The organism is Candidatus Margulisiibacteriota bacterium, assembly GCA_028706105.1.
In the GTDB taxonomy this organism is placed as follows: Bacteria; Margulisbacteria; Riflemargulisbacteria; order GWF2-35-9; family DYQY01; genus DYQY01.
Genome location: JAQWCF010000045.1, coordinates 1 through 15,114, shown reverse-complemented (window position 1 = coordinate 15,114; position 15,114 = coordinate 1). Strand labels below are relative to the sequence as shown.

General features: G+C 33.9%; 3 protein-coding genes. All 3 read right to left on the bottom strand.

Annotated elements, in window-relative coordinates; genetic code table 11:
• Positions 1-10,771, bottom strand: a 10,771-nt coding sequence (locus PHF25_05845; GenBank protein ID MDD4527544.1) for a hypothetical protein, incomplete at its 3' end; no start/stop codon positions are given.
• 173 nt (positions 10,772-10,944) lie between these two features.
• On the bottom strand, positions 10,945-12,678 hold the full coding sequence (locus PHF25_05840; GenBank protein ID MDD4527543.1) for a hypothetical protein: 1,734 nt from the start codon (positions 12,676-12,678) through the stop codon (positions 10,945-10,947).
• A 189-nt stretch (positions 12,679-12,867) separates the two neighbouring features.
• Positions 12,868-14,850, bottom strand: coding sequence for a hypothetical protein (locus tag PHF25_05835; protein MDD4527542.1), 1,983 nt, complete (start codon positions 14,848-14,850; stop codon positions 12,868-12,870).
• Between the last annotated feature and the right edge of the window lie 264 nt (positions 14,851-15,114).

The window sequence follows — 15,114 nt, the reverse complement described above, 5'->3', positions numbered from 1 at the left end:
AGCCGCCTACTTTACTTAACTTACGTGAAGAAATAGGCTTATCTAAATCAACCCTTGGCTCCTTCATTATCTTTCTACACAAATACAAATTTTTGAATTTGGCCAAGCCATAATCAAGATTATTTTCTATATCTGACCCCAGCATATTCATATCAGAATAACCACCTAAGGCACTTGTACTCCTATCCATACCCGCAGTTATTAACTCCTGAGAACCTACATGTTTGGACAACTCTCTTAATGAAAAAAAAGATAATATTGCACCTAACGCAATCGCGGTGGCTGGTGCAGCTGTCAAAATACCAGCTACAGTAACGCTTATTGCTGCTGCTGACATAAGAGAATAAATAAACTGCATTTTTCTTGAAGAAGAAAAGGTTCCATTATTCCCAAACAAACTAAAATCCTTTGCTTCTTTAGCAACACTAGAAAGAGGTCCCTCTGGAGAAATAGTTGGATTAAAAGTTTGAAAAGTCTCTTTACCACCAGTATTTCTTCTCGTAATAGGATTACGCTGAGTAGCATCCCAAGTATTTGGCATCATATCCTGGGCAAATAATAATTGTTGCATTTCCTCTAGAAGAGCAGCCCACTTTGGCAAACCAGTATCCATCATTCTTCTTCTTCTAGTATAGTTACCCATTAACATTGTAGTAATACCTGCCAAACCAAAAAGTAATGAAAAATCCATAGGCATACCAAATAAACTTGTTGCTACATTAGGAGCTCCAAACTGGATAGAACTTATACCTGCTAATAAATACGAAGCAAGAAATATTGGCATTGCTGCTTTAATAAAGAAATGATACGGATATGCTAAAGCACTAATAGTTTTCAGTTTTCTATCAAAAGAAGATTTTCTCGCTAACTCCCAGAATATAAGCTCATGCTTATCGGCTACGAATTTAGGAATCCATCTTCCGGGAAATTGACCGTTTTTAACTCTTTGGTCTGTATCAATACCATTGTGACCAATATCATATGTACTCTTATCAACTCTAGCGTCATTTGCTTCAAGATCAGGATCTCCTTTAGAATCTTCTAAGGCTTTATGCCTACTCTGGTAAATTAACCCTTCAAAACCTATTCTTTCTTTATCATTGCCTCCACTTTTATACATTCTAGGCATCTTTTGTCTATCGGCGTTCTTAAAATATTCTGGATCATTCTCCATAGCTTTCTGTCTAGCTTTATTAAAAGATATTCCCAATAAAGCGTTGAATCCTAACATCGCAGGGAAAATACTATTCAGAGCTATACTTGCGCCACCAGTAATCTCTGATAATCCTAAAACAGCCATAACTGCTCCGGCCGAGGCTAACAGATCACTACCAGCCTTCTCAATATCCCACTTACTGATACCGTTTTCTTTTATAATAGCATGAGCAGTAAGTTGATTAGTCGCAGAGTAAGTAGAAAAGGCAACTATTATAGCCAATGCCAGTGGCAGATTTAGAGATAAAGCTCCTAAACCTAGAACCAATGGTGTTATAGCAATAAAAGCCTGACCATAACTTCTTAAGTCGGTCCAGTTTCCTGTGCCTATCTTGGCTGCAAGAAACATTGCTAAAACTACAACAGCACCTGCACTAACTGCTATTCCAGGACTAGCTACAGCAATTGAAGCAAGTGCTATTGGCACTGCAAATCTCATTGCAAAAGAAGTGCCTCTATAACCCCTTCTAACCACTTTCCAAGCAATATCTTTCTCAGATCCAGTAAAAAATTCTGGTTTAATCCAATCTGCAGCGGTTATTTTAGGACTAAAAGCTGCTTTACCAAAAGTTTTCCAAAAACCATTATTATTACGTTCATTCAAAAACCTTGTAATATACTTAGTCAAAGCCCAATCCATCTGGACATCTTGATGTTGCATATGTCTTTCATAAAAGATTATATCTTGGATATCAGATGTGAATGAATTAAAACAACCACAAGGAAAATGTCTTGCAGAAGTAGCTCCAGGCTCGCCACTTCTATCTTTATTAAAGTTTGACTGTACTGCTTCAAACGCAACATTCAAATTAATTCTGTCACTGCTTGATCTATCCAACATTGTTTGAGGTGACTGAACACCAACAAAGTCTCTATTGTATCTCTGTCTAGTCACTGGATCGAATAGATATCGCTGAGCTAATCTACTTTTATTTTTCATCATGTTATTGTCGCCATCTATTGAACCCATTGTGTCAGCAGGAAGATAAACCTTACGTTCTTTACCTTCGGCATCGAAGACTGTAAGAGTAGTTCCCATATCTTGATAAATATTTGGCTGAGTTATAGCAGCTGCAACATAATTCTGTGAAAGAGGGTCATATTTAGGAACATTTTTCTTTTCCCCATTTTTATCTACAACTTCAGTCTTTAGCCCAGACATCTCCGCTTCCATCAATGCTAATATTTCTTGCATTTTCTCTTGTATCTCTAATGGAGAAGTATTCTTATCTATACCATTTAAAACTGTATTTTTTTCTAACAATTGAGAAAACTCTACAAAATAGTCCATAAAAGGCTCACTAAAACCTTTGTATTTTTTACTATCAGGTAATCGTTTTTCTGGAATGTCCTGAGACATCTTGCTACTCAAATACTCTGAGAGCTCTTCTGGTGTCTGAGGTCTATCAAACACTGCCCAATCTCTTATTACTTTTTGATCTGCTTTTCGCTCATACTTACCTTTTACCTTCTCGGTAATAGTTCTTTTATAATGTCCAATATTAGAGTCATATAACATTTCAAAATTAAATGCATCTTTTCTTGATGTTTGTGTATACCATGATCCTTTCACCCATTTACCATCAACCATTGCTGTATAGTTCAACCCATCCAATAATTCATTACCTTCAGCAAGATTATTCTGAAGCATTTGGAATATTTCTTGGATATTCTGGCCTTCTTTTTTATACATATCACTTATATAACTGCCCCAATTAACATCCTCTTGAACTGCTCCAACATATGCTTTTCTAAACTCAAAGCTGTCAGTATTTTGTTCCAACAAGTCCTTTGCTAGTGTTAATGAGAATCCAGCTTCAGTGTCAGGATAATTTTCTTTATCCTCAACAACTGCCTTTATCTCAGCTAAAACATTTGAAGGGATTTCTTTTACTAGCATGTCGCCTTGTTCGTCAATAATTTTTGACTGCTGAAGTTGGCCAGTAATAATACTAATTACGTCATGTCCTCTGGCTAAAAGAGCATCCATACTCTCAATACCTATTTCTGCCAAATGATCTTTTAAACTAAATAAAGCTGAAACTTTTGCAACATTCATTCCTGTAAATGATTGAATAAGTAGCAAATACTGATTCTCAAATTGATGATAGGATTTATTTACTGATTCAAGAACATATCTTCTATCACCATCTGTTATTTTTCCCTTACTATGAAGTTCATCTAGCTCTTGCTTAATTATTGCTTTAATTCCTGTTACATCAAGATTAATTTCTTCACTACTATCAATCTTTTTAATCGACTTATTTATATCATCAGCATATTTATCATTTAAAGAACTAACTTGAACATTGCCTCCTGCATTACGTAAGAACATCTGAGCTATTAATCCCTGAGTAATATGAGCATATTTACTTTCCAAGTTATATCTTGAAATTTTCACTGTATCTTGTTTGATTAAAGTAAGGGTATTCGCCATACTTAAGTCCACTTGACCTTTTACATAATCATCATTTGCAATATTTCCCCACTCGTTATCAGTCTGCATTAAGTTACTAAAATATTCTTTTAATTCAGCCTCGAGTTGTTCCCAAGTTGGTTTTTTAGACGAAATATCGTCCCAATTTTTACTTAGGTCAACACCGGTAACATTTTTAAATATCTCTAAAGCTCTCTCATATTCCTTCTTACCTATAAACTTAGTTCTATCTACCTCATAAGATGCATCCTGGCTTTTTAAATATAATTGTTGCAAACCCATTGCAGCACCTTTGACATGTTGCAAGGAGTAGTTCTTGATAATCATCTCTCTAGCTATATTTACCAAAATGTTCTCTAAGTCTGCTGCTGTTCTTTCAGTCTTAGCACCATGATATATTCTGGCATTCTCTAATTCCCAACCAGCCATAATATCTTTTACAACACCACGAACACCTAGTTTATCTTTCTTGTTTATAATTAGCTTATCTAGTAATTGTGAATATATCATCTCAGAGGTTACGCCTAATCTTATTTTTGTTGCATTATCATTACCAACATAAATAATTGACTCTACCACTTTCTCACTTATATCACGTCGAGTCCCGGTCTCTATATTGCTACCATTCACTCTACTAGCTACCGCATTGTTAACTATCCTAAGCAGAACATTCCCTACCTGAGTAGCTTGCCTACCACCTGCCAAAATGCTAGTCCATATTCCACCTTTTGAACCATAAGAATCGGATCTAGAACCCTGAACCTGAAACATATCAACTCTAATAAAGTTCAAATCACGAGCCCATTGTATTACATCATTAACTTTCTTTTGTTTACTTGCGACTTCAGCAACATCGGCTGTAGCTGGAGCTATCGACGCAACTGCTGGAGTAAAAGCTCCGTTATCAATAAGGTTGATAAGAATTTCCCCTAAAGGCTTAGTTTCTCCAGTCATTTTTGTCTTATGAATATTCTGAGCAAATGCTTGGACATAAGGCTTTGCCGCAATAGTAAACATCTTATACGCGCCAGGAAAACTGTTAGCTCTATTACCTTTAAGAGACTCACACATTTTAGTAATAGTCGCTTCATCTATTTTTCCGCCATCATCTTCAGAAAGGAACTTAACCATATCATTTAATAAGCCAGTTACCGAAAACTCTGCACTAACTCTTCCTTGATAAACATCATTACCATCTATCTTTATATTTTCAATCAAAGCAGCTATGTTAATTGTTAAACGCTCTTTAGCGGCAATAGCATCCAAGTGATGGTCAATACTAGCAGCTAAATTACTCATTGCCATACTACCTTTAGGAGTCTTTAACAGAGGCTTAATTTCATCTTCAATAGCAGTTTTAATAGCAGCCATTAAGTTAGACAATGGTTCTAGTTCTTTAGCAGCTTTCCTCGCCTTTTCTAATGCCTCGTGGTCTTCCTTATTTAGACTACCATTTTGAACTTTTTTCTTTTCTAGCATAGATATATCTAGCTTAAGTTCATCTAACTTACCAAGTAAAGCTTGGGATTTATAAATAGCCTCATGTTCTCCCAATGCTATTTTCACATCTGTTTCTCGTCCAGTAATCAAGGCAATTAATAACTCTTTCAACTCTTCATATGACAGAAGATCACCATAAGCATGAAACTGCCTATCATTACCACTTGATACAGAAATTTTAACAGTATCTTCTATAATTTTAATAAGATCTGATAATTTACCACTAAATTCCTTATGATCAGCCTTCGACAGAACACCTAATTCTTCTAATGACGAAGTTAACTCTGCCTTTGTCTTCTTATAGAGATTAGCAGCTTCATAGTATGGATTATTATCAGATAACAATGCTGTCTTGTTTCTATCAGTCAATAAAGCTGTTTCTAGGCCATCTATCGTATTGATGTTTATCATAGTTTCCTGGATATAGCCAAAAGCCATAGCATTTGATTGATACAAATGCTCATAAATATACTTCTCTGTTATCTCACCTGCTAGTTGCATAACAATACCTTCAATAATCTCATCTGGAAGGTATTGTTTCTTCAAATCAGCTATTTCAAAGCCAATCTTTTGGTTATTAAAATTAACTTCGCCCTTTTTTTGAATGTTCTTCAAAAAGCCTCTAATAGTTGTTGCGATTGCTTCGTTGACTACTTCCTCATGTTGAATGTTTAACTGAGTCTCAAACTGTTCATAAGTCAAATCACCAGCATTTGCAATTTGAATACCCTTAACAGGGTCTCCTTTATAAATTTTTTCTTTATCTTCAGCCGTTAAAGCTAAACGTGAAACTGCAGCAGCAATATCTGCTGTCATATTCATAATAGTAAAATTATTTAGGAAACGAAGATTAGATGTATTAGCAGCTATCTGACTAATAAAAACTTCCATGGATTTCTTTGGCGCATAATAACCTTTTATAATATCTATAAAAACTCTGCCACCAAAACCCTCTGGGTCAGCTGCAGCAATCTTTGCTGTAGTTCCTGGCTCAAGCTTTATTGGTATAAACATCTGATCAGTAGAGATTAGCTCTTTATTTTTCTTCTTATATTCATTTACTTTTGCAAGAGAACCTTTAAGTGGAAACCCATTAATTATCATTAACTCCAACTGTTGAATAACTGCAGAAACATTTATACCAGAGTCACTAGTATTAGCATCAACAATAGCCTTTATATCATCTATTTTGATTGCTTTATCCCCAAACTTTTCAGAACTTAATTCACCCAATCTATCTAAGAGAAATCTATCTGAAGTTAAATCCTGCAATAAAGCAGCTTTATTAACATTTACATCCTTATTATCATAAGTTTTTCCTTTAACAACATCTTTGAATTGTTTCCAATGAACAAGCAATCTACTCAATGCAAAATTTTCTAAAGGTAGTTTATTGGAAGTATGATCCTCTAATAGCCATCTCATCTTTCTTGCTTCAGCTGTCTTTGGCATCGCTATTCCACTTGCCTGATTCGACATTTCACTAAGCTCTTTAGCGTTCTTCTTTACTAATTCAATTATTTCTACAGCTTTTTCTGTAGACACATGATAGGTTCTATTCATTGCATCAATTAATAATGCTTGCTCTTTAGGTTCCAAGTCCATTCCTGCCTGAAGCTTTCTTCCCATTTCCGCAACGACATTCTCGCCACCGATATCGCCTCTACATTTCTCTATGAATTCTCTACCAATAGCTCTCGAGGTAACAGCATCAAGTCCTGTATAAAAACTATCTGGGACTAATTTATTATTTTTAAAGAAAGACTGCTTGCCTAATGCTTCAAAAACATCCAGCAAACGCTTATCCTTATTCTTATTAATATCTTCAATAAAGGAATTGAAACTAGCTTCTGGAATTCCTTCTTTAAGTAAAATACTACTAAGGATCTCCTCGAAAGTAGCATTCTTGACGAAATCCTTAAGCTCACATGCTTCAATAACAGAACGGAACTTATTCTCAATAGCCTCAATAATCTTTCTTCTATCAGCCTGTTCTGCTGTATCTTGATCTTTATTTTCAGGCAATTCGTCTTTCATATCACTTAACAATTTTGTTAAAGTTAATGAAGTTACATAACGACCTTCTCTATAATGATTGGTTATTGATAAAAACTGAGCGAAAGCACTGTACTTTGCTCTCTGTCCCTGACTACTAGGATCAAACCCAAACTTAGGATCCTGATAAGACTGTGAAAATAATTCAACTGTACTTTCGCCTATTGGCTCAAGTCCTAAATTTAGTGCTAAATTTCTTATCTGCCAACTATCCCCATCAACATCTAGTTTAGGTCCATAGTAACTATAATGGGTGTCTTCTTCTTTTTTATATAATTTTCTAATAAGCATATTCAAAAACTGACCTTTTGTTATCTCACGATGATGATCATGAGCTGGTCTTATGTTAGAAAATGAAAATCCATCAACTGATCCTGCCTGAAAGTTAGCCTTTGAGAGCGGACCATGAGATAACTGTCTGTTACTCCATCCTCTTCTGTTTCTTGCAAACTGAGAAGGCATCATATTGTGTCCTTCTATCATTGCCATATAATTAGCAGGATCTCTGTCTTCTATCTCTCCCAACAAAGACTCCCACTTCCTGCTTGCATCTAACAACGCAGTACTTGTATACGCAAAATCCATAGCTGTGAAATAAGTCATCGAACCAGCGAACATAAACGAAGTTACTCTACTAAAAGCTCCCATTCCTGAAACTGCTAAAAAGAAATTAGCCCAAGTCACAACTGTAAACGCTGCTTTCAAGAATAAAAAGATCTTACAATAAGTTTCAAAAAACTGATTCCTTATCTGCGGTCTATAATTAGGAGTCTTTAAAGACAGCCTTTTGTTAACCAACTCTGTTATTCTGGTATCTGCAAAAGATTCATTTAGACTTCTATTTAACGCTTTTTTAAGCATCTCCAGGTCAGAGTCATTAACAATATTTAAGCCCTTCTTCAGGTCTTCAGTTTTAATATCATTTATGCTTTTGGTTTGGACAACACCGTTGCTATCAATAATTTCATTTTTCCTTAAAAACTCTAATAATTCTTCTTCAGTTATTTTTGTGTTTTTAAGCCCATTTAAAGCAGCTGTTGCTTTATCTACTGAAAAAAACTTATCTTCTTGTATTGACTTAAAAAAAGCTGACAATCTATGCATATTGACTTCTGCCTCTTGTCCTAAGTCTGTTATCTTAGCACTAGAATGTCTAATAATTGACTCTACTCTTATATATTCATCAAGCGTCTTACCAAGACTCATATCAGCTTTTGGAGCAGTCATTATTGTTTCCCTAAGTGTAGCTAATTCTGTAGCTTGTTTAGCTACAGCTAAACAAGCTACAACTTTGGCTCCAGCCACAATATGCTTATCCCCATCTGCTGCTTCATTTACCAATTCCTCAGCTTCCGATGACTCTCCCGCAACACCCATAATATCTATCGAATTATAATAAGCATCACTGTCAAAAACCCCATTATCATCCTTAACATCAGTTACTGTTACTGTAATATTTTTTGCTTTAAAAACTTTGTCCATTGCCGAAATAAACTCAGCATCTGTTTTATCCCAAAGGGCATCTGCTTCCGCAACTGTAAAAAAATTAACATTAAATGCTTCTGCAGCAAAAGTTGCTATACAATCGTTTGATTGAATAAGCTTGCTATACCTAACAAATAAAAGATTATATTTAAGAACTGCTTTAATTGTGTCTTCAAGTCTCAAATTAGATATATCTAATTTCGATAAATCCACCATACCTGTTGTCTCATCAATTATATCAACACCATTTTCAAGCGCCACCATTGCAGCTGAATATGTATTAATATATGACTGCTCTATTACATGTGGAGCATTGCCGATCAAATCATCTACCACATCTTCGCCAATATCAACTACAGCAGCATTAAAAGCGTCCTCAACCCTCTTTCTTAATCCTGCATTGTCGATATGCTTAACATACATGCATACCATGTTTCTCATCATGCCTAAATAAGCCTGACGATCTACACCGTTCTCTGTTTTCATCGCATCTTTAATTGCCTTAAACATCTTAGCCGGTGTTAACGCTTGATCTTCGAGTTGTTTTGGCAATGTCTCTGTATTTGTTTTATCAGAAACCAGACCTCTAAAGCTATCTAAAACAGCAGATATTTTACTCCTTGCTTCATCTAAATTTAACAAAGCATTCTCAGAAATAAAACCATTTTTGGTTGCACCTGCTGTATCTATTATAGTTAAAACATGCAATAAATCTAAAAACATTGCCTTCTTATTATCATCAGCTAGAATCCGGGATAAAGCTTCCTTCATCTTTTGTTGTGTTTCTGTCAGATTAGGGTCATTTGTAACCACAAAATTCATAAGTTGAGAATAACTGCCATCAGTAAAAGAAGCACCCTGTAGCTGATGTGACCACATAACAGCTAAGAATATATCTTCATCATAACCAGGGATATTTTCATATCTGTCCAGTAATCTTCTGTTTTCTATTATAGAACCAATAGCACTACGTCTAGCATCCGATACCTCTTCACTTAAAAAAGACGTTATTCCTTCTTTCTTTTTTTCATCTAAAACAATTCCATCTACAGTCTTATAATCAGAAAAATCCTGTAATCTCTTCCAAAACATAGCTAATCCCTTTTTATCTAGAACTCCCTTTTCATCAGTAAAAGCAGAAATAAAATCTTCCTTCTTAAACACTCTTGTTGTTTCCATTAGCGCTTTTACAGAATATAAAACGTGATTTGTGTCATCAACACTTTTAAAAACATCATGTGATGCAATTGCAAGACTCAATAAGTTTTTGCCAGAATTATCTTTACCCAAATTTTTGTACATCCCGACAATTTGCTCGAGCCTAGCTCCAACTAACTGCTTATTAACTTTATCATTCCATATTTGTTCTCTTTCAATTGGGTCATTAACTCTTTGAGCTTCTATAATGTTGGCAAGCCTTAGTAGCCCTGGAAGCTCTTGTGACTGTTGTAAAATATTATTAACCGTATCTTTATATTGTCCACTATTTGTAACAAATTCTGATAGATCTATATCTAACGTTGATAAATCTACCCCAGGGTTCAGCCTATATTGATCATCTAAAATTCCATCTGTTTTTAATTTTTCTCTTATTTCTTTAGATTGATTTTCGTTTATTCCTCCAATTTTCATAAAAGCATTTTCTGCAACAGTTCTATCAGCATTAATCCATGCATTCTTAAATGCATCTAACCTTTCCTCTGCAGTCTTCTTACTACTCAAACCAAAAATAAACTGCGAAACTTCCTCCATTACATTGACATGACTATCATATCTTTTAACCATTGGGTGATTAGCTGGTTTTACCGTTAAACTAACGTGGCTATCCCTCATGTTTAATGGCATATAACTAGAGCGTAATCTATTTAATTGACCCAAAAAAGCATTAACAGCATTTTGCAAAACAGGTCGCTCTGTTTTGAAATCAAACATTGTAAGTGCTGATGAGTTATCATCAACATTATCTGCATTTACACTAGAAGGAGTTGGTGTTGACACCGTTTTAAAATATAGATAATTACTATGCCAATTTTTGTTTTTCATAAGATTATTTAATCCTTTTATATGTCTACTTTTCATATATGCCTCATTTTTTTCTTATTTAAACATTTATTACAACTATAATATCTGTTTCAATATGATTACTGCTTGCCTATATAATTATCGAAATGAATTGCAAGAAAATGCAGTCTGTTTTTTTAATATATAAAAGCCCCTAAAAAGGGGCTTTTATATTAATAAATCTTAGAAAATTACGGCCTTTGACTTCTATATAGATCATAACCATCTATCATGCTCTGTAACATGCCAAGGTTTTTCATCTTCGCTTCAATAACTTCTCTTAATGTTTTTAATTCAGTAAATTGCTTAACATATCCAACAAATGCTGGATTATTATCTAATTCACAGAATGCCTTAACCGCATCTGGAATATCTCCTTGTTCTTTAATATTCCTAATCTCAAGCATTTTATTAGCTGGCTCTTTGATAATCTTCATATTTAAAATAAAATTAACATCACCCTGTGGTGTCTGAGGCACAAGAACTAACCTCTTATCGCCTTTATAATCAACTTGTTCCTTAATACTTGTATGTGTCGGTAAATTACCTTTTTTTACTGACTCTAACATTTTTAATGGATTAGGAAACATATTAACATTCTTATTTAGAAAGGGAATGTCTGCCGCCTTTAAACTTGGATAGGTATCATTCTCGTAACAATGTACTTCACCATTATGAATTGCAAAAAACCCTCCTTTTTGAGCAGGAGTTTTTTGCTTTGTTGCCGTCATAACCATTTCCGCACCTTCATCACCAAGTTTTAAACCTAAAGCCATTGAGGCTAAATCAAACGGTAACTTTGATAATTGGTCCAAGTCTTCAATATTATTAGAAACAAAAAGATCTGCTTTCTCAAAGACACCTTTTAACTCATTAAAAGACATCGGAATTCTTCTAACTCTATCAGTTGGCTCATCCCCACTAGACTCTATTCTAAAAAATTGGTTATCCATAACAGTATGCATTCTAAATACACCATGATTATGTAACATCGGCTTTGCTTCTTTATCAACAACAACAACACCGGTCTTCTGATCTATTGTAAAAACAGGTTGTCTATATACAACCATAAACAAAAGGTTGTCTGGATTAAAACCAAAAAAATTACAGTTCCTCAATTCATCAATAGTCTCAGCATCCGTATCTTGATTTAAAATAATGGTGTGAATTTGTTTTGACATAACTGATTTACAAAAATCATCACAATTCATTATCCCTTTATTTTTTAATTTAGCCTGCTCGATGAATGTAAGATCCATATAGGCATTAGATGCCTCAGTCCAAGTTGAATAAGCAAAATTAGCAATTTTCCTAACCCCAACGGAAAGATTATTTATCCTAGCCAACTTTACTCTTATATCGTCTATCTGACCTATACTTAAAGTCTTCTTTAATTTATCTTCATTTTCCTTAATTGTTTTCGCTATTTCTTCTTTTTTATTATTAGTCAAACCTTTGTCTCTTAAACTTTGTTTCAATTTTTCTGTTTCTGCAAATAACAAATCATTTGGCTTAATCATTGGAGAATTTATTGCCTCTACAATGGAAAAAGGGGTCATCCTAGACTTTATTCCTAACCCTAATCTAGTTGCTGCTCCTGCAGCAGTATGTTCAAATATTATTTTGCCATTCAAAAATGAACTTTTTGCTTTCTGTAACCACTTCTGATTTGGTCTTTCTCGATTCAATGTTATAAATCTACTAGGAGACAAATTTAAATCTACTCCACCATTTTCAACATCAGGATGCGTTAATATTTTATTCTTTTGATCGTCAGTAATATCTTTCAAATTAAGGCCTTTAAGACTTCCAATAACAGCTTCTAATTCGTTCTGAATAGATTTTCTGGCTGATTCAAGATAAGTTGCCTCGCTTTTAAGATCAAAGCCTATGCTGGCTCCCTCTGCAATTATTTTATTAAACATATTATCCTCCTGCTTATTTTAAATATATTTCTTATAAATATATCGGAACTATCATTGGTTTGTTGCAATTATTTTTCATTTTTTTAATAAATAGGAAAATATAAAGGAGATTTTAGTCTATTTTTTATAATAAACAAAAAGCCCCTATAATAGGGGCTTTTTTAAATAACATTAATTAAAACAATACGTTTATTCTATGTCTACTGGTTTTGCTTTAGGCGCTTCTGCTTTTGCTTTATCCAAAAGGTCCGCTAACGTACCTAGCCTTGCAACTTTAGCTGTAATCTCATCCCTCAAGGTATGCATTTCCTTAAGTCCATTCATAAACTCATCAACGAATTGACTAAAGTCTGGCTTTGCATCAAGGTTATTAAAAGCGTCCACTGTTGCTGGTATTTCTGTAAGCTGTTTTAAACTTCTAAGAGGTATTAATGGTTCTTCAACCACAATTCTCATGTTCATAACAAAATTCAAGTCTCCCTGTGGTGTTTGTGGCAACAACACACCATCTTTATATGTGGTATGCACGGGAAAACTTCCTTCTTTAATAGCATCTAACATAGCAACTGGATTAAACATATTTACATTTTTATTTAAAAACTTAATGTCTTCTATTTTTAAATCTGGCGCCTGATCTGACTCATAACAATAAGTCTTTCCGTTATACACAGCAAAAAATCCTCCCTTTTGAGATTTTGCTGTCAAAATTGATAAAATCTTATCAATAAATTGATGATACCTACCTGGCAAAATGCCCTTTAGCATTTCTTTTGCATCCTCAGATGATTTTAACAATTCTAGTTTATCCTTATAAACTACACCTTTTTCGTTAAATAAACCATTTTTTGCAAGAAGAGAATGTATTTCCTTAGAATCATCTTTAGATATTCCAGCTATAGACTCAAAGGTAAGTTCAAGAATAACACCTTTCTGACTTGACGCCATCATAACCATAGCATAACTATCCTTGCCAGTCATAAGCTCTAACCCTAACGACATAGCTTCTAGATCAAAAGGTGAGTTTTCAAGCTGATCAAGATCTTCAATATTATTAGATACAAATAAACTTTTTTGACTATACATATTTCTAAGCTCATTAAATGGCAAATAGCTTCTTCTAACTCTTAAACCTTTTCCACGTTCTCCACTTTCTTCAACTCTAAAAAATTGATTTTCCATTACTGTGTGCATTCTAAAAACTCCATGATTATGAAGTTGAACTGGCTCAGATTCTATAACTTCACCATCTTTTATACTAAATGATGGTTGTCTATTAACAACCATGAAAAGTAAATTTTTAGGGTTAAATCCAAAAAAATTAAATTTCACTATTTCGTCAATTATTTCAGTATCTGTATCTTGATTCAAAATTATTGAATGTGTCTGTTTGCTTAAAATATACTTTACATAACGATCAACATCTAGATTATCACTTTCTATACCTAACTCTTTTGCTATGGAGGTTTTCATTTCAGCTGTGAGCCCTGGAAAAGCATCTATAGCTAATTTTCTAGTAGCAAAAGCAAAATGTGCAATTTTTCTAACACCTAAAGACAAATTAATAGTATTATTTAGCTCTACAAGCAACGCATTAATTTGTTTTCTACTTAAAGACTTATCTTTTAGGGCTTCTAAATTTTTTTCTTCTCCTTTAAGTTTTGCTACCTTTGATTGCACTTCCTCTGATTGTTGATCTTGTTTTGTCAAAACGTATAAATTGCTATGTATCTTATTTAACGCTTCCTGTAAATCTTCTGTTGATCTAATATCACCATCACAAATAGCCTCTAAAAGTGACATAGGGGTAATAGTGTACTTGGTTCCAAGACCAAGCCTAGTAGCTGCACCAGCAGCAGTATGTTCAAATATAACATTACCATCTAGAATAGCTTGTTTAGCTTGAAGAGTATCTGCACCTTGCCTATTTAAAACCGTATAATGTTCCCCTGAAACTAAACCCATATCAACACCTTGAGTAATATGTGGATGGGTTAATAAAGCTTTTTTTGTTGCTTCATTTAATGAATGGATATCAACACCTTTCAAATCATCAACTCCAAGTACTCTTTTTAATTCACTGGTAATAAGTTTTCTGGCAGATTTTAAATATGAAGTTTCATTATCAAGTATAAAACTGTTACTTTTTCCATCTGCGACTATTTTGTTAAACATTTTTGCCTCCTAATTTTCTTAAATATAATTATTTTATATAAATATATCGAAACTATTATTGGTTTGTTGCAATTATTTTTCATTTTTTTTTCATTTTTTTCTAATCAATCAGTTCGGAATTTGGATAGAAGCCAATAACATCAGGGGTTTAAGGATATATTGAAAGATATTGATTAATTATTTATTAGAAAATATCAAAAGAAATGTCTGATATTTCTCCTTCAATAACTTTTGATGGTTCTCCGGTGTAACCAACAGGCTTCA

Excerpts from the sequence above, each read along its gene's own strand:
- PHF25_05840 (MDD4527543.1), bottom strand. The coding sequence starts at position 12,678 with ATGTTTAATAAAATAATTGCAGAGGGAGCCAGCATAGGCTTTGATCTT.
- PHF25_05835 (MDD4527542.1), bottom strand. The coding sequence starts at position 14,850 with ATGTTTAACAAAATAGTCGCAGATGGAAAAAGTAACAGTTTTATACTT.